At 65.6% G+C, this 24861-nt stretch carries 40 protein-coding genes; 39 read left to right on the top strand and 1 reads right to left on the bottom strand.

The window, feature by feature from the left end:
- Positions 1-475 precede the first annotated feature (475 nt).
- The 30 genes from csrA (at position 476) to VGN72_04955 (ending at position 19234) form a co-directional block, all read left to right on the top strand.
- On the top strand, positions 476-730 hold the full coding sequence (gene csrA / locus VGN72_05100) for a carbon storage regulator CsrA (protein ID HEV7298723.1): 255 nt from the start codon (positions 476-478) through the stop codon (positions 728-730).
- Complete coding sequence (locus VGN72_05095) at positions 727-1086, top strand: hypothetical protein (GenBank protein HEV7298722.1); 360 nt, start codon at positions 727-729, stop codon at positions 1084-1086. The genes csrA and VGN72_05095 overlap by 4 nt, the downstream gene beginning before the upstream one ends.
- Before the next feature lie 2 nt (positions 1087-1088).
- Positions 1089-3764 carry a DNA cytosine methyltransferase gene (locus VGN72_05090; protein ID HEV7298721.1) on the top strand — a complete coding sequence of 892 codons (2676 nt, stop codon included), beginning with the start codon at positions 1089-1091 and terminating at the stop codon, positions 3762-3764.
- Positions 3761-4531, top strand: a complete 771-nt coding sequence (locus VGN72_05085; GenBank protein HEV7298720.1) for a phosphoadenosine phosphosulfate reductase family protein — start codon at positions 3761-3763, stop codon at positions 4529-4531. Before VGN72_05090 ends, VGN72_05085 begins: the two co-directional genes overlap by 4 nt.
- Positions 4528-4842, top strand: a complete 315-nt coding sequence (locus VGN72_05080) for a hypothetical protein (protein HEV7298719.1) — start codon at positions 4528-4530, stop codon at positions 4840-4842. Before VGN72_05085 ends, VGN72_05080 begins: the two co-directional genes overlap by 4 nt.
- Before the next feature lie 180 nt (positions 4843-5022).
- Positions 5023-5298: a hypothetical protein gene (locus VGN72_05075; GenBank protein HEV7298718.1), complete on the top strand. Its 276-nt coding sequence runs from the start codon at positions 5023-5025 to the stop codon at positions 5296-5298.
- On the top strand, positions 5190-5843 hold the full coding sequence (locus VGN72_05070; protein ID HEV7298717.1) for a hypothetical protein: 654 nt from the start codon (positions 5190-5192) through the stop codon (positions 5841-5843). Before VGN72_05075 ends, VGN72_05070 begins: the two co-directional genes overlap by 109 nt.
- Positions 5840-6337, top strand: coding sequence for an ASCH domain-containing protein (locus VGN72_05065; protein HEV7298716.1), 498 nt, complete (start codon positions 5840-5842; stop codon positions 6335-6337). Before VGN72_05070 ends, VGN72_05065 begins: the two co-directional genes overlap by 4 nt.
- Positions 6334-6861 carry a hypothetical protein gene (locus tag VGN72_05060; GenBank protein ID HEV7298715.1) on the top strand — a complete coding sequence of 176 codons (528 nt, stop codon included), beginning with the start codon at positions 6334-6336 and terminating at the stop codon, positions 6859-6861. The genes VGN72_05065 and VGN72_05060 overlap by 4 nt, the downstream gene beginning before the upstream one ends.
- Positions 6862-6894: 33 nt before the next feature.
- Positions 6895-7332, top strand: a complete 438-nt coding sequence (locus VGN72_05055; GenBank protein ID HEV7298714.1) for a hypothetical protein — start codon at positions 6895-6897, stop codon at positions 7330-7332.
- Between the two features lie 8 nt (positions 7333-7340).
- Positions 7341-7565 carry a hypothetical protein gene (locus VGN72_05050; protein ID HEV7298713.1) on the top strand — a complete coding sequence of 75 codons (225 nt, stop codon included), beginning with the start codon at positions 7341-7343 and terminating at the stop codon, positions 7563-7565.
- Positions 7562-7852 carry a hypothetical protein gene (locus VGN72_05045; GenBank protein ID HEV7298712.1) on the top strand — a complete coding sequence of 97 codons (291 nt, stop codon included), beginning with the start codon at positions 7562-7564 and terminating at the stop codon, positions 7850-7852. The genes VGN72_05050 and VGN72_05045 overlap by 4 nt, the downstream gene beginning before the upstream one ends.
- Positions 7849-8172: a hypothetical protein gene (locus VGN72_05040; protein HEV7298711.1), complete on the top strand. Its 324-nt coding sequence runs from the start codon at positions 7849-7851 to the stop codon at positions 8170-8172. Before VGN72_05045 ends, VGN72_05040 begins: the two co-directional genes overlap by 4 nt.
- 18 nt (positions 8173-8190) lie before the next feature.
- The gene (locus tag VGN72_05035) at positions 8191-8850 is read left to right on the top strand and encodes a hypothetical protein (protein ID HEV7298710.1); all 660 of its coding nucleotides are present in this window, start codon (positions 8191-8193) and stop codon (positions 8848-8850) included.
- The gene (locus tag VGN72_05030) at positions 8850-9365 is read left to right on the top strand and encodes a hypothetical protein (GenBank protein HEV7298709.1); all 516 of its coding nucleotides are present in this window, start codon (positions 8850-8852) and stop codon (positions 9363-9365) included. Before VGN72_05035 ends, VGN72_05030 begins: the two co-directional genes overlap by 1 nt.
- Positions 9362-11266: a DEAD/DEAH box helicase gene (locus tag VGN72_05025; GenBank protein HEV7298708.1), complete on the top strand. Its 1905-nt coding sequence runs from the start codon at positions 9362-9364 to the stop codon at positions 11264-11266. Before VGN72_05030 ends, VGN72_05025 begins: the two co-directional genes overlap by 4 nt.
- The gene (locus VGN72_05020) at positions 11263-11706 is read left to right on the top strand and encodes a hypothetical protein (protein HEV7298707.1); all 444 of its coding nucleotides are present in this window, start codon (positions 11263-11265) and stop codon (positions 11704-11706) included. The genes VGN72_05025 and VGN72_05020 overlap by 4 nt, the downstream gene beginning before the upstream one ends.
- A gap of 44 nt (positions 11707-11750) precedes the next feature.
- Positions 11751-11924, top strand: a complete 174-nt coding sequence (locus VGN72_05015) for a hypothetical protein (protein HEV7298706.1) — start codon at positions 11751-11753, stop codon at positions 11922-11924.
- Between the two features lie 28 nt (positions 11925-11952).
- Positions 11953-13179, top strand: coding sequence for a DNA methyltransferase (locus tag VGN72_05010; GenBank protein ID HEV7298705.1), 1227 nt, complete (start codon positions 11953-11955; stop codon positions 13177-13179).
- Positions 13176-13622, top strand: coding sequence for a hypothetical protein (locus tag VGN72_05005; GenBank protein HEV7298704.1), 447 nt, complete (start codon positions 13176-13178; stop codon positions 13620-13622). The genes VGN72_05010 and VGN72_05005 overlap by 4 nt, the downstream gene beginning before the upstream one ends.
- Positions 13619-14605 (top strand): hypothetical protein, encoded by a 987-nt coding sequence (locus tag VGN72_05000; protein ID HEV7298703.1) that lies wholly within the window; start codon positions 13619-13621, stop codon positions 14603-14605. Before VGN72_05005 ends, VGN72_05000 begins: the two co-directional genes overlap by 4 nt.
- Complete coding sequence (locus tag VGN72_04995) at positions 14602-15015, top strand: hypothetical protein (protein ID HEV7298702.1); 414 nt, start codon at positions 14602-14604, stop codon at positions 15013-15015. The genes VGN72_05000 and VGN72_04995 overlap by 4 nt, the downstream gene beginning before the upstream one ends.
- Positions 15015-15203 (top strand): hypothetical protein, encoded by a 189-nt coding sequence (locus VGN72_04990; protein HEV7298701.1) that lies wholly within the window; start codon positions 15015-15017, stop codon positions 15201-15203. Before VGN72_04995 ends, VGN72_04990 begins: the two co-directional genes overlap by 1 nt.
- Before the next feature lie 113 nt (positions 15204-15316).
- Positions 15317-15523 carry a hypothetical protein gene (locus VGN72_04985; protein HEV7298700.1) on the top strand — a complete coding sequence of 69 codons (207 nt, stop codon included), beginning with the start codon at positions 15317-15319 and terminating at the stop codon, positions 15521-15523.
- An 11-nt stretch (positions 15524-15534) separates the two neighbouring features.
- The gene (locus VGN72_04980; protein HEV7298699.1) at positions 15535-15744 is read left to right on the top strand and encodes a hypothetical protein; all 210 of its coding nucleotides are present in this window, start codon (positions 15535-15537) and stop codon (positions 15742-15744) included.
- Positions 15745-15777: 33 nt separating this feature from the next.
- On the top strand, positions 15778-16731 hold the full coding sequence (locus tag VGN72_04975; protein HEV7298698.1) for a hypothetical protein: 954 nt from the start codon (positions 15778-15780) through the stop codon (positions 16729-16731).
- Positions 16732-16735: 4 nt separating this feature from the next.
- Positions 16736-17515 carry an ATP-binding protein gene (locus VGN72_04970; protein HEV7298697.1) on the top strand — a complete coding sequence of 260 codons (780 nt, stop codon included), beginning with the start codon at positions 16736-16738 and terminating at the stop codon, positions 17513-17515.
- Positions 17515-17778, top strand: coding sequence for a hypothetical protein (locus VGN72_04965; protein HEV7298696.1), 264 nt, complete (start codon positions 17515-17517; stop codon positions 17776-17778). The genes VGN72_04970 and VGN72_04965 overlap by 1 nt, the downstream gene beginning before the upstream one ends.
- Before the next feature lie 2 nt (positions 17779-17780).
- Positions 17781-18926, top strand: a complete 1146-nt coding sequence (locus tag VGN72_04960; GenBank protein ID HEV7298695.1) for a hypothetical protein — start codon at positions 17781-17783, stop codon at positions 18924-18926.
- Between the two features lie 32 nt (positions 18927-18958).
- Positions 18959-19234, top strand: coding sequence for a hypothetical protein (locus VGN72_04955; GenBank protein HEV7298694.1), 276 nt, complete (start codon positions 18959-18961; stop codon positions 19232-19234).
- Between the two features lie 227 nt (positions 19235-19461).
- On the opposite strand, the gene VGN72_04950 is transcribed toward VGN72_04955, so the two are convergent.
- Positions 19462-19677, bottom strand: a complete 216-nt coding sequence (locus tag VGN72_04950; protein ID HEV7298693.1) for a hypothetical protein — start codon at positions 19675-19677, stop codon at positions 19462-19464.
- Between the two features lie 103 nt (positions 19678-19780).
- Here VGN72_04950 and VGN72_04945 point away from each other — a divergent pair, with 103 nt between their 5' ends.
- The 9 genes from VGN72_04945 to VGN72_04905 form a co-directional block, all read left to right on the top strand.
- Positions 19781-20605: a hypothetical protein gene (locus VGN72_04945; GenBank protein HEV7298692.1), complete on the top strand. Its 825-nt coding sequence runs from the start codon at positions 19781-19783 to the stop codon at positions 20603-20605.
- A gap of 158 nt (positions 20606-20763) precedes the next feature.
- Positions 20764-21018 (top strand): hypothetical protein, encoded by a 255-nt coding sequence (locus tag VGN72_04940; protein HEV7298691.1) that lies wholly within the window; start codon positions 20764-20766, stop codon positions 21016-21018.
- Between the two features lie 12 nt (positions 21019-21030).
- Positions 21031-21291: a hypothetical protein gene (locus VGN72_04935; GenBank protein ID HEV7298690.1), complete on the top strand. Its 261-nt coding sequence runs from the start codon at positions 21031-21033 to the stop codon at positions 21289-21291.
- 2 nt (positions 21292-21293) lie between these two features.
- Positions 21294-21557: a hypothetical protein gene (locus tag VGN72_04930; protein ID HEV7298689.1), complete on the top strand. Its 264-nt coding sequence runs from the start codon at positions 21294-21296 to the stop codon at positions 21555-21557.
- Between the two features lie 216 nt (positions 21558-21773).
- Positions 21774-21974, top strand: coding sequence for a hypothetical protein (locus VGN72_04925; protein HEV7298688.1), 201 nt, complete (start codon positions 21774-21776; stop codon positions 21972-21974).
- A gap of 12 nt (positions 21975-21986) precedes the next feature.
- Complete coding sequence (locus VGN72_04920; protein ID HEV7298687.1) at positions 21987-22628, top strand: hypothetical protein; 642 nt, start codon at positions 21987-21989, stop codon at positions 22626-22628.
- Between the two features lie 81 nt (positions 22629-22709).
- A complete protein-coding gene (locus VGN72_04915; protein ID HEV7298686.1) occupies positions 22710-23180 on the top strand; it encodes a hypothetical protein in 471 nt (156 codons plus the stop codon).
- Positions 23177-24613 carry a right-handed parallel beta-helix repeat-containing protein gene (locus VGN72_04910; GenBank protein HEV7298685.1) on the top strand — a complete coding sequence of 479 codons (1437 nt, stop codon included), beginning with the start codon at positions 23177-23179 and terminating at the stop codon, positions 24611-24613. Before VGN72_04915 ends, VGN72_04910 begins: the two co-directional genes overlap by 4 nt.
- A 68-nt stretch (positions 24614-24681) precedes the next feature.
- On the top strand, positions 24682-24861 hold a 180-nt coding region (locus tag VGN72_04905; protein ID HEV7298684.1), incomplete at its 3' end, for a hypothetical protein.

Below are 24861 nucleotides of genomic sequence, written 5' to 3'. Positions count from 1 at the left end.
AAGCGAAGCGACCCGCAATCTCGCTCCCGCGTCGGCACGCAACGGCCAAACAGCATCGCGCACGAGTATGCCAGTTCGACGTTTCGTGTTACCATGTGCGAGAACACCGCCGAACGACCCCCCGAAGATCGTTCCCCGCGGGAACCGCAGTGTCGAGAGAGAAAGTTAATCGCGAAGCACCGTTCGCACTCGTAGCTCAATTGGATAGAGCATCGGTCTTCGGAACGGAGATCGGCTCCCCGATTCTGAGTCATTCCGCGAAGAGACGCGAAAAACGCGTTTCTTAACTCCCGCTCAAACCCTTAACGACGTACGCAAAGGTTGTCGGCGACAACCTTTCGTGGTCCCCTCGTTTTACGGTTTAAGCCTGAAAAAACAAGCCATTCTGTTAGGTGTCCCTCCGGCGAATTCCGCCGAGGGTCGCACGCCACGGGGGTGCCGCGCCTCCGTTTTCACCCACTGCAAGGAGGCCGCCGTGCTCGTACTTTCGCGCCAGCGCGATGAAACCATCATGATCGGGAACGACATCGAGGTCACCGTGGTCGACATCCGCGGGGACAAGGTCCGCCTGGGCATCAACGCCCCAAAGGACATCACCGTCCACCGCAAGGAAGTTTACGACGCCATCCGCCGGGAGAACCGGGCTGCCGCCCAAGTGAAGCCGGGCGAGATCGTCGCGTCCGGTGTTGTGACAACCCTGACTGGCCCGGCGGCAGGGGGTGGAAAGTGAAGACTAACCGTCTCACCGTCAAGCCGTTCTTCTATGCCTCCGACTGGTGGATCGGCGTCTTGCCGCTGTCCCGCGACACAGTCCACAAGTGCAACCACTTCGGCAGCGGGCCGGGCCACTGCGCCGAGGCGACCGTACGGAGCTTCGTGCTCGGCGTGTTGCCCATGGTCCAACTGCGCATCGCGTGGCGGGGCCGGTGGCGCCCCGTCCCACCCAAGCCAGCATTTAAGCTGACGATCGACGCGTCGGCCGCCCAAGCGTCGCTGTCCGATCTGCTGTCGTCGGGCTCCTACGTCGTTGCCCCGTTCCCCATGGAGCCGATCCGGAAGCGCACCAACGAGCCGGGGGTCAACTAATCATGACGGCAGCACCCCTACAAACGTTCTCCGCTCGTGCCGACCGCCTGCCCGGCCTTTTCGGTCGCGCCACCGTCGTGCTGTTCGCCGGTTTAGGCGGCGCGTGCATCGGCATTGAGGACGCCTACGTCCGCGGCGGGTACCGGGACAAGTTCGTCGACCTGTGCGTGAACCATTGGGAGACGGCCGTCAAGGTTCACGAACTGAACCACCCGATGACCGAGCACCTGCACGCCGACGTGTGGGAGGTCGACCCCGACGATGTCCTGCCCGGCCGGGAGATCGCCTACCTGCACGCCAGTCCCGACTGCACCGACTTCTCCAAGGCCAAGGGCGGGATGCCCAAGCGCAAGCACATCCGGGCGCTGGCCGACGTCGTGCTCGTATGGGCCGCCAAGCGCCGCCCCGACGTGATCACCCTCGAGAACGTCGAGGAGTTCAAGGAGTGGGGCCCGCTGATGCACAAGCGGCTCGGGCGCCGCTGGGCGTGGATCCGCCGCCGCGCCGGGACTGAGCGGCCGGTCGCGACGATCCCCGGGCCGAAGCTGGATTCCGCAGAGGCCGCCAGCTTCGTCGCCGAATGGGAATCGTCCGGCTGGTCGGTCGAGGCGCACCTGATGCCCGACCCCGCGCGGCGGGGCACGGAGTTCAACCGCTGGAAGGCGGAACTGGAAGCACTCGGCTATGTGGTCGAGCACGATGACCTGCGGGCGTGCGACTACGGCACGCCGACAACCCGTAAGCGGCTGAAGGTCATCGCACGGTGCGATGGCAAGCCGATCATTTGGCCGGAGGCAACACATGGTAAAGAAGATGTTCGAGCGTCTCGATTCGGCGACATTCATATTGACGGACGGAACGAAGGTCGAAGCGACCACGATCCGTTACAAGAAATCCCCGCGGGCGGTGCAACGCCGGCCCGACGGCGTCGAAATCCTCAGCTTCGACATGGATCGCGAACTGAAGGCCAGGGAAAAGCGAACGATCGAGAAGAAGTTCCGGGAGCTACGGCGGGTCACCCGCGACTGAAGCCCTTTCACGCCGCCGCCGAGTGCATCGACTGGTCGCAGCCGATGTTGAGCATCTTCGCCACTCGGGCCGAGGCCCGTCGTTGGTCGCGGGAGATCAACAAGTCGCGTCCGAAGCACGACCGCGTCGGCATCCCACAGCGCCCGCTGCGGCCCATGACGCAGAACCGCCTTGCCGGCGGGCTGCTTAAGTGGGTGCTCGACGCCGCCAAGCCGTTCATCCTCAACATCGAGAACTACGGGTGGAATTCGTCGGCAGCCGGCCGACCCGCCACCGACCCGCTGTCGACGGTCACCGCTGGTCCCAAGGGTGGCAAGCACGCTGCGGTCGACGTCGAACTGGCCGCCTACACCGGCACGTTCAACCACGGCGGCGCGGGCCATCGGACGGCCGACGTTCGGGACCCGCTCAGCACCGTCACCGGTGCGCGTGACGCACGGGGAGCGGTTGCGGTCCACCTGTCCACCTACCACGGCGCCAAGGGCGACGAGGTGCGCGGGCTTAGCCCCGACCAGCCCCTGAACACGCTCGACACGCAAAACCGCTATGGCGTCGTCGCCGCGGAGGTCGCGCCGTTCTCGATCGGCGCAGGCGGCCCCGCCTACTCGGGCAAGCCCAAGGCGATCGACGTTCCGTTCAACACCGTCACCGCCGACGATCGCAAGTCGCTCGTCGCTGCCAAAGTCGCGCCGTACATCACCAGCTCGGCGAACACGAAGACGACCGGGCGCGGCCGATACTTTGACTCGGCCGAGGCGCCGCTGAAGACGGTCACCAGCTACGGCGACAAGAACCTCGTCGCCGTAGCGCTCAACAAGCATTACACGGGCGTCGTCGGCCAAGCGGCGGGCGAGCCGCTTGGGACGGTCACTGGCGTCGATCACAACTCGATCCTCGCGGCGCACCTGGTGAAGTTCCGCGGCAAGTCGCCCGGGACCGGCGCGGGCGACCCGATGGACACGATCACGGCCGGCGGCAACTCGTCGCGCGATGCGGGCGCCGCCCACGCCATGGGGGCGGTCGTTGCCTACCTGACGCACATGTACACGTCGAACACCTGCGGGGGCGAGGGCGACCCGGCGAAGCCCGCCAAGACGATCACCAGCGGCGGCCAGCACGGCGCCGCGGCCGTCGTCTACCTAGCCGCCTACTACGGCGAAGGCTCGGGCAAGACGGGGCACACGCCCGGCGACCCGATGCCGACCGTCGTCAGCCAAGATCGTTTCGCCGCGGTGTCGGTCGAGTCGACTCCCCATTGGATCTTCAGCGCCAAGTCGCTGGCACGGGCGAAGCAGGTCGCGAATTGGGCCCGCAAGCTGCTGGGCAAGAAGGTCGACAAGCACCTGATGTGGGTCACCGATCAGGCCGGCAAGCGCTTCGCACTGTTGATGCTCGCGTTCGACGGCGCGCTGCACGTCATCACCGACATTGCGATGCGCATGCTGCGCCCCCGCGAGTTGGCGCGGGCGCAGGGCTTCGCCGACGACTACGTGATCGATCGCACGGTGGACGGCACGTGGGTCAAGAAGGCTGACCAGGTGAAGCTGATCGGTAACAGCGTCTGCCGGCAGGTCATGGAGGCGATCGCCTACGCCAATGTGGTCGCGCAGGGCGTGCTGGAAAACTACCGAGGGGCGGTGACGGCGTGAACGTTCCACCCACCATCCGTGAGATGATCGACGGCGGCGCTCTGTTCGTCCTGAACGACAGCGGCGGCAAGGACAGCCAAGCGATGCGCCTGGCGCTCCGCGACATTGTCCCCGCCGAGCAGAAAGTCGTGATCCACGCCAGCCTTGGCGACGTCGAGTGGCCGGGCGCGTTGGAGCATGCCCGCGCGGGCGCCGAGCGCGAGGGGATGCCGTTCATGGTCGCCACGGCCGTCAAGACGTTCTTCCAGATGGTCGAGCACCGGTTCACGGTACGGCCGGGCCCCAACTCGCCCTGCTGGCCGTCGGCCGCCAACCGCCAGTGTACCAGTGACCTGAAACGCGGCCCGATCGAGCGGGAGATCCGCCGGCTGCTGGCCGCCCGCGGTTTGAGCCGCGTCGTCACGTGCATGGGCATCCGTGCCCAGGAGTCGCCGAAGCGGGCGAAGATCCAGCCCTTGCGTCGCAGCGAGCGAAATTCAGTGGCCGGTCGAGATTGGTGGGAATGGTTGCCGATCCACGACATGTCGCGCAACGAGGTGTTCGCGTCGATCAAGGCGGCCGGCGAGCAGCCCCATTGGGCCTACGCCGCGGGCAACGAACGCCTGTCGTGCATGTTCTGCATCATGGGCTCGCGCAACGACCTGGCGAACGCGGCCCGACATAACCCCCAGCTGTTTGCCCGCTACGTCGAGGTCGAGGAACGGACAGGCTACACGATGCACCAATCGCGCGTGCCGCTCCGCGTGCTGGCAGGGGGTGCAGCTTGAACCAACAACGTCAACGTCACCCGCTCGCGGGACGAACCGTAGATCTGCAGATCGCCGGCAAACCGGACACGGTCGACCGCCTTTTGGATGGCAAGAAGCTCCGCGTCGAGGACTGGTGGACCAACGTCGCCGGCCGCTCATGGAAGCTTTGCGACGGCAACCCGGCCTGTCTGATGTACGCGATGCGATCGGCGTTCGCCGGCCTGCCCATCGATGACGAGGTCATATACGGCAAGCTCGACGATGGTTCGGGCCACCTTGTGCACGCCAGCGAGATCGCGCCTGAAGCGACGGCCGGAGGTGCCAAGTGAACCAGCGTTGGCACCACAAGCGAGACAGCTACCGGCCCGCCGGCGAGGTCATCGACCCGCGGCGGTACGAGGTGGCGACGATCGCGGACGACACGACGGCCAAGGCGTTCGTCCTGCAGCATCACTACGCCGGGACGTTCCCGGCAGCACGGTTCAGGTACGGGCTTTATGAGGTCGGGAATGGTCAAGAATCGCAAACTGGTCCAGTTCGTGTCGAAGGTGGACCGCACAGGGAAGACGAGCGGCGAACTGCACATCAATTACGAGGGATCGCCCGAGCAAAAGCTAAAAGCTGCACGCAACACGCTGTCCGCCGCGTTGCGGGTGATCTCCGACTGGAAAATCCCTTGGTCCGAACTGCTGACAACCGAGGCAAGGAACGAACTGATTCAGTCGATGACCGGCGGCTCGTCGGCGTCGCCGTCTTCAGCGTCCCCTGCAACAACGCCACGCTGACGAACGTCTTCCCGTGCGACGCGCTGGCGGCGACGGAACTGGGCCGGTTCGTCCTGCTCGACCGCGTGCCCGGCAACGGCGAGACGTGGTTCCTCGCGCGGTGTTTCGAGCTGCTGAAGCGTCAGGGCATCGCCGGTGTCGTGTCGTTCAGCGACGACCAGGCCCGCACGACCGCCGACGGCCGGACCGTCTTCGGCGGGCACGTCGGGACGATCTACCAGGCCAGCAACGCTATCTACCTCGGCCGCGGCACCGCCCGCAACCTGCGGCTGCTCCCTGATGCCACAGTCCTGTCCGATCGCGCAATCGCGAAGTTGAAGAGCCACCACCGCGGATGGGAGTCGGTAGCCCGCAAGCTGATCGGCATCGGCGGCGTCGATTGGGCCGTCCGTTGCCCGATCCGCGTTGGTGGTGAGGTCGCTCGGCTGACCCGCCTTCAGCGCCACCCGGGCAACCACAAGTATGCGTTCGCGATCGACCGGCGGATGCGCAAGCACCTGCCGCCGTCGCGCGACTACCCGAAGCTCCAAAGGAGGGCGGCATGAAGGCTATTTCACTCTGGCAACCATGGGCGACCCTGATCGCCGTCGGCGCAAAGCGCATCGAGACCCGCAGCTGGTCGACGCATTACCGCGGACGGCTAGCGATCCACGCGGCAAAAAGGTGGCCGCGAGAACTGAGCGACCTGTGCGTCGAACCTGGGCCGATTCGTGAAGCGCTGGAGCGATCGGGCCATCTCGACATCAACGCGGAGCGCATGACCCTTTCGATGCCGGTCGGTGTCGTCGTCGGGACCTGCTACCTCGCCGACGTCTTCCCGGTCGACGCGGGTTCTCAGTACTACCGCATCGGTGGCGACGCGCAGCGCAGCGTGACGCTTCCGCCGGCCGAGCCAGAGCTGTCGTTCGGCGACTACACCCCCGGCCGATTCGCTTGGATCCTCACGGAAATCGTCGCGCTGCCGAAACCGGTTCCCTTCCGCGGCGCCCAGGGGTTCTTCGATGTGCCCGATGACCTGCTGAAGGGAGGCTCGCTGTGACGTTTTCCAACGTCCGTTACATCCAGAACGCCGATTTCGTCGCGCTGCTCGACGAGCGCCTTAGCAGCCCGGCATCGGCCGCGCCCCAGCCGGAGCGGCCGGCGGCCCGCGTTCCTCGCAAGGCGCCGGTGCGTCGGGCCGTTCGAACGGCTCCCAAGCCCGCGACCTCCATGCAACCGCCGATCGTCGGGCCATCCGTTCCGCCACCGATGGGCCAGCCGCGCGGCCTAGACGAAGCTCGCCCATTCCGCCGCGCCGGTGACGGGATGCCCATCAACCCCATGCGGCTGCAGGCGATGCCCGACACGCCGTCGAGCGCGGCGGACCGCGCACCGGCCGCCGAGAAGATCAGCGACGAGGAATGGGTAAAGCGCGCCAAGGCGGCGCTGCTGGAGCATCGCGTCGTCAGCAGGGCGGCCGACGCGCTGGGGACGATGTCCGGCGGGATGAACTGCAAGTTCCGGCGCATCACCGGCTGGAGCTGTCGGGATTGGCTGAAGCAGCAGCCGGTGGCGGGGCAATGAACGAACGGAACGTCCAACTGAAGGAGGAAAGTCATGAAAGTTTATGTCGCGTCATCGTGGCGAAATTTGATGCAGCCGGCAGTAGTGGCCGGGTTGCGAGCTGCGGGTCATGAGGTCTACGACTTCAAGCGCCCGGCGCCCGGCAACACGGGCTTCTCGTGGAAGCAGATTGATCCCGATTGGCAGATGGGCGGGCCCGTCACGCCTGAGCAGCATCGGCAGATGCTCGCGCATCCGATCGCGCAGGCCGGCTTTAAGTCGGACATGGACGCGCTGCGGGCCTGCGACGTCTGCGTGTTGGTGCTGCCATGCGGGCGTAGCGCTCACCTGGAGCTCGGCTGGGCGGTCGGTGCCGGCAAGAAGACGGTCGTGCTAGAACCCGACCCGATCGAGCCAGATCTGATGTACCTGATGTGCGACCGGCTCTGCACGTCATGGGATGAACTGCTCGACTACTTCGACGTGCGGTGAGGGAGCCAATGAACATCGAGTTCAGAGAGTGCCCGCACTGCGGCGGCTACGGCGTGCGCGACAACGGTGACAACTGCGTCACGTGCGGCGGCGTCGGCACGGGCGGGCTACGCAGCGGCCCGGGATCGAACATCGGCAGCGGCGACATCATGTTCGACCGGGACAGCGGGCGCTACATCGACGCGGCCGAGCTGGTCGAGATGAGCCGCGCGGCAAAGGAGGGTGGCAAGTGAAGGAATTCAAGGTTAGGCCGATCCTGCACGCCGGCGAAGGTCCGGTCGACATGAGCGCAAGGGCGCTAGAGGAAGTGCTCGGCTGTCGTACGCCAGAGGAGGCAGCTGAACTGGTCGTACCTGGCATGGTCGCAGCGGACGGTGGCCAGCCAACGTTCGACGACGCTGGCACGGACTTCCTCGTCTACCACCTGTGCGTCGAGGACGCCGCAGGCAAACGCACGAGTTATCTCGCGACGGCGAGGCTGAAGATCGATGTCACGCTCGAGGAGATCCCGACGCCATGACGCCCAAGAAACGCATGCAGCTCGCCATGACCGCGGCGATGGAGGGCCAGCAGACGGTTGTGGCCAACATCGGTGCGAAGGTCGAAGTGTCGCAGATGGAGTTGGTCTGCCTCGTGAACTTCGCAGAGGTCGGACTGATGTCGCTGTTCTCCGCGTTGGACGGCGAGGCTGGCGCGGCGGCGGAGGCTGATTTGGAACGGACACTAGACGCGATTCGACAGGAGTTCGGGAAAGACGGAGCGGACGGGCTGAATCGCCTGTCCCAAAGCACCGCAGCGCTGCTGCGCGGTGAGAAGTTCGCTCAGTACCTAGCACGGTGACAGAGAAGGAGCAATCAGGTGGAAATCGCATATGGACCAATCAAGGCGTGGCCGGGGCAGCTGCGGTCGCGCAGCGAGCGGATCGCCGCGCCGTTCAAGAGCAGCTTCAGCGACACGCTGCAGCAGTTGAACCGCGAGCTGCGGATGGTGAACGCCGAGTCGGCCGTCGTGCAGCTGGCGATGCCGCACTTCCGGCGCGACGGCCTGCCGTACGCCGACGCGATCGCCGAACACCCGGGCGTGATCCTGTCGTTCGTGAAGGGCGTCAAGAACAAGGTGGGCCAGCGCATCCGCGTGCCGCTGTCGTTCCCGGCCGACCGCTTCACGAAGTGGGAGAGCAACCTGCGGGCGATCACGATCGCGCTCGAGGATCTGCGTCGCATCGACCGGTACAGCGTCACGCAGAACAGCGAGCAGTACCTGGGCTTCAAGGCACTGCCGCCCCCGGGCCCGTCACACGAGTCGATCCTGACCGTCGATGAGGCGGCACGCTGGCTAGCGGATTCGTTTGGCAAGGGTGGCCCGCCATGGTCCCAAGTCCTCACCTCTGCCGACTCGTACCGAATGGTCTACCGCGACGTCGCGTTTAAGTCTCATCCGGATCGTAGCGGCGACCCTGAACAGTGGGCAAAGCTGCAGGGCGCGAAATCCCTGCTGGATCAGCATCACGGAATCTGATGAACGACATACGGCCCATCCTCGCACTCGACCCGTCCAGCTCGCGGACCGGATACGCGCTCATGCGCGATGCCCGCACGCTGCTGGAGGCGGGCCTGCTGAAGCCGAATCGCGCGGACGATCCGGCAAATGACCGCATCCGTGCCATGTCGGCGGACCTGCTGGCCCTGATCGGCGAGAAACAGCCGCGGCTGATCGTCGTCGAGGACACGAGCGGCAAGGTTGCGCGGCGCACGCGTGAGAAGGGGGCCAACGGCGCGGGCCTGGCCGTCTACGGGAAGGCCGTCGGCTGGATCCTCGGCGCGTGCGAGGCGACCGGCATCGAGACGCACGCGGTGCTCGAAAACGTGTGGACGCGGCGGACGCACAAGTCGACGCGGCAGCATTGGGTGATCGCCGAGTTCGGGGCGCGTTACGACCCCGTCTCCGACAGCGGCATGGACGTGAGCGACGCGATCAGCTTGGGCCGGTGGTGGTTCGTCGCGGGATTTCAGATAGCGAGGCAACAACTATGATCACTGCACCACCTATTCAATTCGAGGGCGACCGCCTGAAGGTCCTCTTCTCCGACTTCGCGGCCGCTCCCGCCTACGACCTGTTCAAGTCGGTCAAGCGGCTGCCGGAATACGAGATCGTTCTGGACGATGACGGGCTCGCCACCGGCATCACCGCGCCCGCGAGGTTCGCGTCGATGCTCGGCGTCGAGGTGCCGGACCTGAACCTGGGCCGCCTGCCGTGGCCGGCGCACTTCACGGCCGACTTCGACGATCAGCCCGCCATCGTCACGATGGGACTGGACGCCAAGCGGTTCGCCTGCTGGAGCGACTGCGGCCTGGGCAAGACCGCGGTCGGCCTGGAATGGGCCCGCCAGGTCTCGCACCTGTCGGGCGGCGGCCGCGTGCTGATCGTCACGCTCAACGAGATCGTCGGCCAGTGGATCGAGGAGGCCGGCAAGTTCTATGGGCAAGGCCTGCCGATCGTCCGGATCGACACGCGTGCGCACCTCAAGGAGTGGTGCGCGACCGGCTGCATCGACGGCGTCGCGACCGGTGCGGCGATCGCCGTCGCCAACTATGAGAAGTTCAACCATACGTCCGAGGCCGATCAGGTCGTCAGCGAGCTGCGGTCCCTGGCGGGCATCGCGCTCGACGAGTCGAGCCGGCTGAAGACGGGCGGCGGCAAGCAGAAGTGGGCGCTGATCAAGTCGGCCAAGGGCATCGCGTACAAGCTGTCGCTGACGGCCACGCCGGCGCCCAACGAGCTGATGGAGTTCGCGTCGCAGGCGTCGTTCCTCGAGCGGATGCGGGCCGAGAGCATCGCCGACGCCGCGCAGCAGATCATCTGGACGTACTTCACGCGCGACCCGAAGACGCACCGCTGGACGATCAAGACGCACGCCCGGGCCGCGTTCTTCGCCTGGATGGCCAGTTGGTCGATCTACGTGCGCGACCCCAAGAAATTCGGTTGGCGCAAGAACTGGTCGCCACCGCCTGAGCCGGAATACATCCATCACGCGATCCCGATCACGGCCGAGCAGCGGCAGCTGGTCATGGATTACAACGCCGACCCGCGCAACGTCGCCGCCGCCAACGTCGGGACGATGTTCGCCGGCGAGCTGAACGCGATCGCCGCCACCAAACTGTCCCAGGCGGCCAAGGGCTTCGTCTACCTGAAGGACAGCGACGCCCGGAAGGCGGGCGACTCGGCCAAGGATGAGCCGACCGGCGATGTGCCGGCGGACCTGATCCCGGCTGAGGCCGACCCGGCCGCCGACAGCACCACCGCACGGCCACGTAAGGTCGCGGCTCGATTGAAGCCGCTCGTCGTGCCTGCTGGCGACACCTGCATCGTCGCCGGCAAGCCAGTGCGGCTCATCGATTCGCACAAGCCGCGCATGGTCGCCGAGATGATCGTCAAGGAGGCGTTGGCTGGGCACCGCGTGCTGGTGTGGACGGTGTTCGACGCCGAGACGGAGATCCTGCAGCAGGAGTTGGTGAAGGCGTTCGGACGCGCGCGGGCCGGCCGGGCCGTCTCGATCGGGACGATCACCGGCGCGACCGAAAAGCGGCTGCGGCCCGACCTGCTCAGGCGGTTCCGCGCGGGCGAACTCGACGTGCTGATCAGCCGCGGCAGCATGATCGGCTACGGGCAGAACCTGCAGCAGTGCACGTCGATGTTCTTCTACGGCTTCACGTTCAGCTACGAGACGTTCTACCAGGCCGTGCGGCGGGCTTACCGCCACGGGCAGCTGTTCCGCGTGCGCGTGCACATCCCGGTCATCGCCGAACTGGAAGGACAGATGTTCGACACGCTCGTGCGCAAGGACAACCAGCACGAGGAGGCGATCGAAGAGATGGAGTCACTTTACGTTGACGCCCGGGCGCAGCTCGTTGGCGGGAAGGAGCGTGCGGCATGAACTTCTTTGACGCATTGAACAAGCGAGTAATCGAGGAGCGCGGCGAGGAGATCATCGACGGTTGCAAGGTGGAGGACGCGGCGAAGTGCGTCGACCTGTCCGTTGCCCACTCACCCGTGGTGGCTGAGTACGTCGGCACGAAGGACGTCGAAGCGATGTTGTTCAACCATCGCCTGATTCCCGAGCCGATCAAGCCGCGCAAGGACGGCCTGCGCTACTACGTCACGAATCCCCGGGCGCAGACCTGGCAATGGTTCACGTCGGACGAAATGAAGGTCGCACGCGCGCGGTTCCTCTTGCTGCGGAGCTACTTCTACAAGCGGCTCGGCGCGTTCCCGAACGGCGATCAGCAGATGGTCTTAGCGTGGTATTTCGAGGGCGGCGTCTGGCGCCCAACTCCCGGCTCATCGTTGGGCGATCTCATGGGCGTCGTTGTTTGAGGAAGGGTTGGTGCACGGTGGACCGAGACCAACTGAATGCGGCCATGATGCGCGACATCCAGCTACACGAGGACGTGGAGATCAGCTACGTCGTCGATGGTTGGCTCGTGAAGTACTCCCCCGACGACGGAAATACCTGGGAAGAGTTCAAGGGCGAAACCCCGCTCGACGCTCTCGAAGCCTGCTTTGAATCAACACGAAACCAGCGGGGACGCTGATACACCCCCATCACGAAGGTAGAACTTAATGAACGTAGACATCTACAACCTCGATTGCATCGCCGGCATGCGCGACAAACTCGCCGACGAATCGGTCCACCTGACCGTCACGAGCATCCCCTTCGAGGAACTCTTCACCTACAGCGGCAAGCTCGAGGACGTCGGTAACAACGGCTCGACGATCGACATCCGCGGCGGGCGGTTCGCGCTCAACATGCGGTTCGTGATCGGGGAGCTGTTCCGGGTGACGGCACCCGGCTGCAACGTCTGCATCCACATCCAGCAGCTGCTGGCCTACAAGAACCAACACGGCTTCGCCGGCCGCCGCGACTTCCGCGGGGCGATCATCGACCTGTTCCGTGCCGGCGGCTTCACGTTCCACGCCGACGTCGCCCACCCGGCCGTCGACGAAGCCGTGACGGCCGACGAGCTGACGGACCTGATCTGCGCCTACGGCGACGATCCGAAGACGCTGACAGCCGTGCTGCGGTGGCGGCTCGGTGCGCCGCTGCCGGCGGAGTTCATCATCCCGAAGGATCCGCAGGCGATGGCCCAGCGGCTGTCGCTGCACTCGCTGCAGTTCAAGACCGGCCACAGCCGCGACAGCAACAACTGGGCGATGGCGCCAAACGATTACGTGCTCGTGTTCCACAAGCCGGGCGAGGCGGCCGTCCCCGTGCGGCCGCTGGTCTACAAGCCCCACGCCAAGCCGACGCGCCGCGAGGCCTTCTACCAGGCCGAGGGCCGGCGCGACCCGATGGCGTACGCCGAGTACCTGCGAAAGTGGGCACGCGACGTCGACGCCGGCAACAAGACCGGCTGGCTCAGCGCAGACGACTGGATCAAGTGGGCGTCGGGCGTGTGGGGCGACATCGACGAGTTCGACATCATCGACGGCGCCCGCTCGCAAGCGCAGAAGCGCAAGCTGAAGGAGGCCGACGAGGAAAAGCACGTCTGTCCGCTGCAACTCGAGGTCATCCGCCGTTGCGTGCTGCTGTACAGCAACCCGATCGACCTGCAGCCCGACGTGACGGTGCTCGACCCGTTCATGGGCGTCGGCAGCACCGCGGCGGTGTGCGTGGAACTGAACCGCAGCGCCGTCGGCTTCGAGCTGAAGGAAAGCTACCACGCCAACGCGATCAAGAACGTCGAGCGGGCCCGCACTCGGCCGACGGATGACAACGGCGGGCAAATGTCGCTGGCGGACCTCAGCACGGTCCTAGTCGAGCGGGAAAGGGCAGCGGTGCCGGCATGAAGACTACCGCCACAGTCACGCACGATGCCTTGGTGCTGCACGCTGCACGCTATCTGAAGCAGGTGGCTGGGTGTTCCATTGTAGCGACGGAACTCTACACAAGCGCGCCGTGCATTCCCGACGCGATCGGGTGGCGCTGCGGGCGACACTCCACGTTGATCGAGTGCAAAACCAGCCGAGGAGACTTCCTGCGCGATCGAAAGAAGTGGCATCGGCGGCTCGAAGGGTACCAGTGCGGAAACTATCGGTTCTTTCTTACGCCGCCCGGGCTACTTGAACCCACAGAAGTCCCTGATGACTGGGGGTTGCTCGAATGCGACGGTCGGATCACTTCGGTGGTGAAGGTGGCAACGTTCCACGCCGACCCGCCGCGCACGGTGGAAATGATCATTCTCTGCTCGTTGATTCGACGAGCTCGTTTGCGAAAGGCGGTGCCGGCATGAGCACAGTTGCCCCCGAGATGGACGTCACGGCTGCTATCCCTTGGTATGGGTCGAACCGCACCAATGCGCACGTACCCGGCCGGCTGGTAGGCAAGCTCGACTGGCTCGGCATCACCTGCGTGGGCGGCGCGTGCGAGCTGCCGCACTTCAATGCCCGAACGGTCATGGCGGCCGATGTGCACCGGCACCTGATCAACTACTTAAACGTCGTCGCGGACCCGGCCCTGAACCGCGAGCTACGCCGGCGCGTCCGCAAGCTTCCCTTTGCCGAAGAGACGCTTGCCGATGCACAGGGTCATTGCCGCGACATGGAGCGGTTCTTCACGAAGGGCGAAGAGGGGCTGTTCGGTTCGCCGGGTGCCGATGCCGCGCGGGGTGATTGGTTCCCCGACCTCGACTGGGCCGTCGACTTCTTCGTCACGGCGTGGATGGGGCGCAGCGCCAACAGCGGTACCGACGGCGAGTTCGACGGCGGCCTGCCTGTACGTTGGAACGCGAGCGGCGGCGACTCGGTCGTCCGGTACCAGTCGGCCTGGCGCACGCTCCGCGCATGGGGCCGCGCCCTGCAGGGGACGCAGTTCGTCCGGATGGACTTTTTTGAGTTCATCGCGCGGGCGCTCGTCGCCGACCGAAAAGAGGGCGAGAAGCGTGCTGCCGGCAAGAAGCCCGAGCGACGCTGCCTCTACGTTGACCTGCCCTGGCCAGACGCCGGCGGCACCTACGTCCACAAGTTCACGGATCAAATGCAGCGGCTCGCGGCCGTCGAGCTCGCAAAGTTCGAGCACACGGCCGTCATCGTCCGCTTCGGCGATCACTCCCTGATCCGCGATATCTATCCCGAGGGCCCAGCGAATGCCGAGCTGGCCAGTGGCGAGTGGCGTTGGTACCGGCTGGCCGGGCGCAACCAGGGCAACAAGAAGGTCAACGAGGTCCTGATCCTCAATCGGCCGGCGGCGGTCGCCGCGGCGAAGGGGGTGGCATGATCTTCCAAAGGACCTATCCGCTCGTGCTGAGCCGTCGCAAGACGCAGACGCTTCGCCTGGCGTACCCCGGCGACTACCTGACGAGCGACCGGGATACCGAGGGCAGCGTGCTGCTGGCGACCCAACGCGTCGTCACGGCCGCTGGGCGCGTTCGCTGGCGCATTGGGGGTGAGTACGCGGTGCAGCCGGAGCGGTGCCACAAGGCGGTGGGGCGTATCCGGTGCATCGGGCTGACCGAGATCCTCAACCCCCTGACGGTCGACGATGCGTTTGTCGATCGGGAGGGTTTCGACGAGCGGGCCGATTACCTGCGCATCTGGCACGAGCTGCACGCGCGGAAGCCGGTGCAGCGGGCTTGGGCGATCCGGTTCGAGTTGGTGAGGTCGAAGCAGAGAAGGAGTGTCGCGTAATGGTGCAACTGACAGCACAGGAACACGCTCGGCTGACTGCGATCGAGCGGGCTGCGCGGCGCGTCGTGGTGGCGCACGTCGAATCAGCCCGCAACGGCGCACAGGAGAAGGCGGATGCTTTCAACCTGGCGTGGAATGAACTGAAGACGCACTTGGCGAAACCGCGGATGGCTGGCCCCAGCCGCTGAGCGACGGCACGCCGCTCAACCGTTTGGCGCAGGTGTGCCGATAGGCAGCGCGACAGGCGGTCGCGCGAACGACGACGACGAGGCCGGCCGAGGTGCCGGCGGAAAGGAACGTGATGACGAGGTACGGCGAACACTTGGCGGGCGAACGGTTCCGCGGGCACTACCCGCTGAGCGACGTGGCGATTTACGAGTTGGAGCGGTGGCTACCGGGGATGCCGCCGCCGGCGCCGCCACCGGCCACGGTGACGGCGGCACCGCTGCCGCCTGACGTGAACGAGGATCGGCTGTACGCGATCTGCGGCGCGATGGCGTCCAGGTAGAGGGCAATCACATGAGGCAGGATCAATTTGGCCGAACGCTGGGGAACGTGAGCCGTTCCATGCGGGCCATAAAGCGCTACCGCGATTCGTTCGACCCGACCAAGGACGAACGACGTCGCATCGGGTTAGCGGTGTATCGGCTGGAACAGGCGATGGATCTGCTGACGGAGGTGAACACCGAGGCGCAGGCGCGCGAACGGACCAGCCGCGGCAACGGCTGAGGAGTGAACTCGCGGGGCAAAGAGGAGACGGGCATGGCAGCGAAGTACAGAAAGATCGATCCCCGCATCTGGACGGACGAGGCGTTCGCCGAGCTTTCGTCGATCGAGAAGCTCGTGGCCCTTTACACGATCACGGCGCAGAGCAACCGCTGCGGGCTGTTCCGATTCTCGACCGCAAAAGCCGCGGAAGAGACGGGCCTCGACAGCGATAGCTATGACAAAGCTTTCGGAAACGTCTGCCATAGGTTGGCGTGGAAGTACGACTCGAGGCGGCGGGTGCTCTACCTGCCGACCTGGTGGAAGTACAACCCGCCCGAGAACCCAAAGCACCTCAAAGGATGCTTGGAAGACCTGCACGACCTCCCGCAAAGCTCGTTGCTAACTGAGTTTGGGAAGAACGACCGGTACATGCCCGAGCATTGCCGCCGCGACTTCTCGATAGCTATGCAGATAGCTATGGCAAACCAAGAGCAGGAGCAGGAGCGGGAACAGGAGCAGAAGGGTAAGTCCGCTGGCGCGGACTTGACGGCTGCCGCCGCCGGCGGTGGGGCAGCGGCGAAGAAGGCGACCGTGCGACGGGAACCGAGCGGGGACCACCATGCCCTGATCCGCCACTTCTGCGAGGCGTGGCGCGGCCGCTACGGGCTGTCGTACACGTTCAATGGGCCAAAGGACGGCAAGCACGTCCAGTGGATCCTGTCGGCCGTCGTGGGCGACCTGTCGGCCGCCCAGCGGGTGATCGACGACTACATCAGCGACGACGATCCGTTCGTCTTCGAACGGCGCCACCCGATCGGGCTGCTGGTGTCGAACTTCAACAAGTACCGCGTGCGGGCGTTGGCGACGCCGGCCGCCAACGAACTGAGGAGCAAACGCCATGGACAACCTAAGCCCACAGGCCCCAGCGGCGGGGCAAACGCCGCGTTCAGAGGGGCACGTCGGCCCCTCCCCCTTGTCCCTGATCCCCTCGAGAAGGCCGTCAGTTGAGCGAATGAGCGAAGCTGAGGCGAACGACGTGATCGTGAGGTCGGCGGAGCGAGCACGGCACAGCGCGGAGCATCGTCGCGAAACCGGCGCCGCCACGCTTGCCGCGACGGCGCAACGGGTCTTCTTGGGTTTCCGCACGGTCGACGCCGAAACGGTCGCCGCCCAGCAGCGCCGGGCCGACGAGCTGGCGCGGGCGGAGGCCGTCGGCGCCTGCCACCGGCGAAAGAGCGTGCCAGACAAGTTCCGAACTGCCCGCGTGGAAGACTTCTCACGCATCCCGGCCGATGCGCTGGAACGGTACGCATCTGCGGCCCGTCGACTGGCCAACGCACTGGCCAATCCCGGGCTGTACGTGCTCTGCGGGGAGATCGGCGACGGTAAGACGCACATGACGTGCGGGCTGATCAACGCCTTCTGCGACGCTGGCCGGTCGGCGAAATACGTGAAGACGAAAGACTTCATCGACCAGCTTCGGCGGACCTGGCGGAGCGACGACACGCAGGCGACGGCCCGATTTGAGCGTGAGCACGTGCGGTTCGCGCTGCTGGTGATCGACGAGTGGCAGGCCCGCAACAACACCGAGAACGAAGAGATGGAGTTGTTTCGCCTACTGGACAAGCGGTACGACGCGGGCGGCGCGACGGTGATCATCAGCAACCACGCCGACGCCGACGAAGTTTACGCGGCATTGGATGCGCGCGTGGCGGACCGGATGTGCGACGGCGGCGGCGTGATCGTCTGTGACTGGCCGAGCCTGCGCGGGCGGCTCGTGGAGGTGCGGTGATGGAACGGCAAGAACCCACGACGGCGGTCCCGACGCTGCCCGCCTTGGGGAGCGTTGGCGGGATCGCCTTGCCGCCGATGTCGCTCGTGCCGTTCAGCCAGGTTCCCATCGGTGGGCACTGGTCGCTCAACATCGGTGGTCGCCCCGGACTTGGCGTGGCACGAAAGACGTCGGACTGGGCCAGCGTGAGCGAAGACCAGGTGATCGAGTTCGGCGGCGGCGACCTGGTGTGGTGGCTTCATCAGTATCAGGAAAGGAAGTAGACATGCAGACTATCAGTCAACCGACCCCGCGCGACCTGGTCGCCAGCCTCCGTGGATCTGTCTGCCCGGCGTGCGGGAAACGCAAGATGCCGCGGCAGACGTTCTGCGGGCAGTGCTATCATCGGCTGCCCAAGCCTCACCGAAACTCGCTCTACAACGGACTTGGCGAAGGGTACGAGCAGGCCGTCGATCGCGCGCTAAAGGCCTTGAACGCGAACTTCATCCCGGACGTCCGCATGGTCGAGCAGATCGACAAGGAGACGGGCGAGGTGACGCTGGCCCGCGATCCCGAGCGCGGCCCGCAGCGGCCGGTGTCGCCATCGATCCCACGCTCGTACCAGAAACCCCCTCACCAGCGCGTGAGATCCTTCGGAGTACCTCAGGATGACAAGCTGCCGGACGGCCGCCGCCCGTGGCAGCAGGCCTTGGCCGACGGCGAGGCCTTCCGCGAACTGTTCCCGCCCGCCTGCTACGAGCGGTGGGAGATCGCCGGCAGCGTGCGCCGCCGCTCACCGGGCGGGGCCAAGGACGTCGAGCACGTCGTGATCCCACGGTTCGGCGACGTGCCCGACGGCGATTCACTGTTCGCCGCCACCGTGCGCGTCAACCTGCTCTGGTACCAGCTCGACGCGATGGTGAAGGCCGACCGCGTCAGCAAGCACCTGTACACCAGCCACGGCAAGGATGGCGTCGACCGCGTCGCCCCACGATGGGGCGAGATTCACCGCGGCGCCGACTTCCGCGACTTCAACCATGATATCTTCGCGGCCGACGCCGACAACTTCGGCAGCGTGCTTGCGATCCGAACCGGCCCGGGCGAGTACAGCAAGATGCTCGTGCTGAAGCTCCAGTACAACGGCTACGTGAACCGCGAGGGGCACGTCTGGGACAAGACGAAGATGAGTTGTTCGCTGTGCGGCTGGACCGGCCGGTTTGACGGCGAGGGCGGGCTGATCTTCATCGCGCCCGAGGACTGGCCGACGAGCGATACGCCGAAGTTCATCAACGGCCGCGACCGCGCGGGCGTCTGCCCGGGTTGCCGGAAGCAGGACGGATTGTCGATGGCCCGCGTGCCGGCGCCGGATGAGGAGACGTATTTCCGGCTCTGCAACGTGCGGTTGGTCGATCCCGCTGCGCGGCGTGTGTAGCCCTGCTCACTCTTTTTCAAATGGAGCTTCCGATGATGAACAGTCTGTCCTTTCGTCATGACCACCCGGTCACCGGGCCGAGCATGGTCTTCTCTGACGACGTCCAACTCACGCACGATCTGAACACGCGCCGTACCAAGCGGGCAACAATCAGCGCCGTGATGCCACCGGGTTCGCCCAGCCACCTCGAGGACGGCCGGTACTGGCCGCAGATCGGCGGACTGCCGTTCGAAACGAGCGACTTGGTTCGCCGCGAGCTACTGTTCACGGCGAAAAATGAGGAGTTAGGCAGCGGCCGCGGCGCATAAAAATACCGACGGGTGCAGAAGGAGGGGGGGGGGAACCTTGCTGCGGGATCACCGTCGGCATTCAAAGCGTAGCCGCCGTAGTTTAGGAAAGCGAACCAGTCAGCGGTTGCTAAAAATGGCCACAGTACGCACCATGTCAGTGTCACGCTCCGAGGAATGTGGTGTGACTCTGGCCCGGCCGGTTGCCCCCGAGCCGGGCCGCTTACTTTAGTAATTGCGGGCCATCTTCACCGGCCTCGCGCCCGGTGGTTGCGGATGAAGTCAGCGAAAGCCATCCGATAGACCTCGGTCGCGTTCCTGATCCCCAGTTCCTTGGCGATCATGCGCAACTCCATCTTCGTGGTCAGCGGCACGTCGACCTTAACCTTCGCCCACTTCAGCTTCAGCTCTTGGGGCTCGGGCGGGGCCTGCGTGGTCCCTTCTAAGGGCCGTCCTGGGTCCATAAAGCAAGTATAGCAACACGGATCACTGGTTGCGTGCGGTTCTTATGTCATACTCCCAAGCAACCGGGCTCCCCCCTTTCTGTAGTCGATTGAGGATAACGTGATGAGTACCGCACGAACGGGCGCGGCTGTTGTTGCGCGTCTGGATGGCGTGGGCAGTACTGCGACTGACGACCCTTCCCATCAGGTCAGCGCAGCGCTCCGCGAAGAATGGCGCACCGTCATCCGCCGGTGTCCGCCAGCGGTACGGGAAGCCTGGCTCAACCGCAGCGAGGTACAGGCCGCGCTGGGCATCACGATCTGCCGTCAACGGCTCGACGCCCTGGCGTCGGAGGAAAGTCGCATCACGCAATTAGCGGCTGGCGGCGGATGGGTAGAGGTCTGGCGCACCACCGGTCAGGACCTACCGCTGTTTTACGATGACGCCGGCCGGAAGGTGCCGACCGCCAAGTTGAGGGTGTCGCCCGCGTCACGTGCCCGGCGCCCGGGCGGCGGCGTCCTGGTGCGCGTGCGCGCGACCGCCGCCGTGCCCAACGGGATCCACAACGAGCGGATTCAAGTCGAGGGGCCACAGGTGCGCGTGGGGCCCGGCCGCCAATCGCTACAGGATCAATTCGAGGTGCCGGCGGCATGGGTGGAACCGCAGGGCGGCAAACCCCGTCGCCGCGGTGCCCAGCGTCTCGTCTTGGGTCGGTACGGGGTACGGAGCGGCATCGAGCATGCGACTGGGACGGCGGTCGACGCCGAGCCGATGGCAGGCATGCCCCACCGACGGTGGACCCCGCCCACCGCGGTCGCGTTAGAGGATCTGATCGACGGGCAGGGCATCAAGGAGGCGTGCTTCTACCCGCATCCGGGCAGCCCCAGCGCCGACGTGATCAACCGCATCGCCGAGGCGGGGGCGAAACCGCTGGATGGTAACTGGTAGTTCACACGCGCACGTTTTCTGCGGAGTTCCGTATCGCACGGAAATCGCTGCACTTGTGGGCGACGACGACGAATCAGGGCCTGCGGATGTGAACTGCCTAGTTCACATCCGCCGTTAAGGGTTGAACCGCCATGTCATTGAGCACCATACCCGCATTTATGACTGGACCGAGGATCAAGCCATGTGACGCCAACGAAGATTTCCTCTGGCCGACCCGGATGATGAAGCTGGCCGTCAACCTGCGCGAGCAGGGTAAAGACGACGCCGAGATCGGCCGGGCGCTGAACGTCACCCGCGAGTGGGCCTGCAAGCTGCGAGGTGAGTACAAGCGCCGCATGAAAGCGATCGAGCTGGCGTGCGCCGAAGCGGGCGGTGACGCGTCGATCATCCGCAGGCTCATTGCCAGTAACTAGCTGTACCGTCCGATGAACCGCCCGCCTCCGCTCCCCGTATCCGACCGCGCCCTGCAACTCCTAACGCTCCTGTCTCGCGCCGATCAACCCGTCGCCCGCCTCGCGATGGCCATGGACGCGAGTGAGTATCGCGTAGTGCAGCTGGTCGAGATCCTCCAACGGGCGGGCTACTTAATCGCGACCCGACCTGGAATGGTGCGAGTGCAGGTGACCGGCTGGACGCGGTGCCGGGACGCGGCAGAGGCGTACTACGACCGCGCGTACGGGGACTGACCATGCTTGAAACTGCGAAATACGTCACGCTGGAGGACGGCCGGCTCGAAGTGCCGGTGATCTTCCCGGCTCACGTGAGGCACGCGCGGGTCGCGGCCGCTTTTAACCTACCGGTGGCGTCCGCCGGGTTCTGCACAACGTCATCTCTGCCGTCGGGCGAATTGCACGTGGACGCCTTCGGCCACAGCGAATCGCTGAACATCGGCTGTCGGCAGCAGGACGGGGCCCTCCTTCGTGAAATGCTGCAACCGCGGCGAGATCTTTAACGATGTCGATTGCCACCGATCGTTTTGCGGCCGTCGCAATCTACCCGACGTACGAGCCCGACCGACGGTCTGGCGGCGTCACGACGCACGTCGTCGATTGCCACTTCTGTGGCTTCGAGCCTCCCGACCCAATCGCAACGTTCGCGCGGCGCCCGAAGTGCCCCCGTTGCGGCGCTCACGCTTGGCGGCGGTACGTACGCCACGGCGCCGCCCTAGATGCAGCGGCGGAACGCTGACCCAACCCAACCCCGCGACGCGCACGCGGGCCACGTCGTCGGTAGCACCGGCGACGCACCTTACACCATGTTCGCCCTCGCCCGACGCATTACCGATGCCGCTCTTGCCGCGATCGTGTTGATCGCGATGGAGCTCATGGAGCTCTGCAACGACGACGGCGACGGCGACACCCGCATTTAGGAGAGCCTGCCCATGGACGCCCTCAAGAAGCATTTTATCGCCATCGTCGTCGGTGTCGCCGCGATCGTCTGTTACGCGATGGGCACCTCGTTCACTGATGAGGACGCGCAGCTGTACGCGACGGCCGGGGGCCACGCCTTCATGACGCTGACCGCGCTCCTGGTGTGGGCGAAGTCGAAACAGGGTGGCCCGCCGTCGGCCGGTACCGCCGTCGCGCTGTTGCTGGCGACGGTGATCCTCGCCGGTTGCGCCGTCCAGCCGCAGCGTAAGGTGATGCAGCTGCGCAAGACCTACATCGCGACGATGGATGTAGTGACCTCGCTCTACGACGCCGGCGCGATCGACGCCGACCAGTTGTCGACGTTCGACCAGTTCTGCGACGTCGTCGAGGCGGGCTTGGACGCGGCGCAGGCGGCGGCCGATTACCTGGTGAAGGTGAAACAGCTCGACGACGCGGCGGTCACCGACGCGGCCGAGCAGAAGTTCGACCTGGCGATCGACGCGGTCACCGACGGCATCAAGCGGCTGATCCGGCTGAAGAACCAAACGGACAAGGACACGAGCCATGACACAAGCGGTACTCGCGGCGGCGTTGGCACTGGCGATGGAACTGTTGGAACAGGCGCGTCGGGAACAGCGTCCGCCCACCGCTGAGGAAGTGGAGTCCGTCCACGCGGCCCAGCGGGAAAAGCGTCAAGGCATCAAAGACCGCCTTCGGGCAGCCGGTAAGCTCCGATGATCCTCAATCCGACCCTCGTCGCCCAGGCCGATCCTGCCCCAGCCAATGGCTGGATGGCGCTGATTGCAGCGCTTGGCGCTGGCGGTGCCGTCGGCGTGGTCTCGCCATATTTCTTCGGGTGGCTGAAGTTCAAGCGGCGGTCCGACCAGGTCTCAATGGACCAGCTGAACGCCCGCCTGCTCGAGCTGGCGGGCGAGGTCGGCGGGTTGAAGGTGCGGATCCAGCACGTCGAGGCCGACCGGGACCGCCTGCTGGCCGAGAACGGCACGCTAACGCAGAGCAACGGGCGCCTCGTCGCCGAGAACAACCGCCTGCGCAACGAGCGGAACGGCTGGAAGGTAATTGCCGAAGATCTGCAGACGCAGATCAAGGACCTGAAGAGCCGGCGGAAGCGCAAACGCGAACGGCCACCGACGCCGCACGTCGCATCGCCGCCGCCCCTTCCCGCGGAGCAACTGAACCAATGAGACGACTGAACCTCCTATCGGCCCTGACGATCGTCCTGTCCCTCTGCGCGTGCGTGCCCGCGCCGTCTGAGGCAGCGCCGCCCGCCAGCGTGGGCACCGTCGTGCCCGTGGCGGACGCCATCCGCGATAAGGACGGCCGGGTCTGGACGATCGTCGACCGAAAGATCGCCTGCGATGGTGTGGTGGACAACGGCACCGGCAACGTCGACGCCCTGGCGTACATCGGCGACACGCTCTACCAGACCGCCTATAACCGCTGGTGGAAGCGCGACGGCAACGCCTGGGTCGAGGTGAAGGGCAGCCCAATCCCGGCACCCAAGCCCGCGCCCAAGCCCACACCTGGCCCCGCCGCCAAGGTCTACAACGTCTCCGTGGGCGGTGACATCCAAAAGGCGTTAGACGCCGCCAAGCCTGGCCAGACGGTCACTGTAGCGCCCGGCGCGCTCACCAAGGGCTTCACCGTCCCCGATGGCGTGACGCTCGATCTGACCGGCAGCACGTTCGACGGTAAAGGGGCGAAGGCGATCGGGCTGATCCGCGTCAACGCGGGTGCGGCGATCTACGGCGGGCGGATCTTCAACTTCCGCGCCGAGCACGCGCGGCTCAAGACGACGGTCATCATGGCCGGCGACAACGCCAGCCTGCGCAACGTGACGCTGGAGGACTGGCACGCCGGCACGCCGGTGAGCTGGGACAACGTCAATCGCCCGACGTTCATCGACTGCACGATTCGCAACACGGCTGGTTCGGCGTTCCTGGGCGGGGGCAGCGGCGACGATGGTGACAAGACCGTCGTCGGCCCCGTGTTCGACGGCTGCACGTTCGACGGCTGGAACATCAAGGCCGAGGGCGATCAGTCGGGCATCGGCATCATGAAGATCACCCGCACGAGCGGGACCGTCTTCACGGGCTGCACGTTCGAGAACGGTCGCGGTCAGGCGATCTGGTTCGACATTAACAACCGCAAGTTCAACGTCACCGGCAACACGTTCCGCAACATCAAGCCGGCCAAGCATTCGTTTGACGCGATGGGCGTCTGCGTCGAACTGAACCCCGGCGACGGCTCGGTCATCGAGGGCAACACCTTCGAGGGCTTCACGAAGGCCCCGACCGTCAGCATTGAGGAAAGCTCGGGGGTGACGATCCGCGGCAACCGGCAGAACGCCGGCGCGTACGCGGAGATCCGCAACATGATCCAGTCCGGTGGCCGGCCGCGCACTTACGGCTATTGGGTGACTGAGAACGGCACGCGCGTGCAGAAGTTCGTGCCGGTCTACCTGCGCGACATCACTTTCGAGAACAACGACGGCGGCAACTGGACGTGGGCATCGGGCATCGACAGCACAACGAAGGTCGCCCGGCCGGACTGGTACACGAACGACTTCGCGAAGTTCCTGCGCGACAGCAACATCGTCTACCGGAACAACAAGTAGGGGCGATCGACCCCAAGGCGAAGGTCGTCAAGTAGGGGCGTCGGGACGGGACGGGTTAGGAATAGAGCATGCTTAAAGCAGCACGACAATACGCCCGCGGCATCCTCGCCCAACTGCTAACCGTCGATGGGGCCGGTAGCGGGTTGGATGCTGACCTGCTGCGCGGCGGGCACCCGCTGTTCGGCGACGGGTCCACCGGCGATCTCACCGTCACCAGCGGCCAGACCGTCAACATCGGCTCCACGGCG

It is taken from the genome of Tepidisphaeraceae bacterium (assembly GCA_035998445.1).
GTDB lineage: Bacteria > Planctomycetota > Phycisphaerae > Tepidisphaerales > Tepidisphaeraceae > DASYHQ01.
This window is presented reverse-complemented; position numbering and strand designations above follow the sequence as displayed.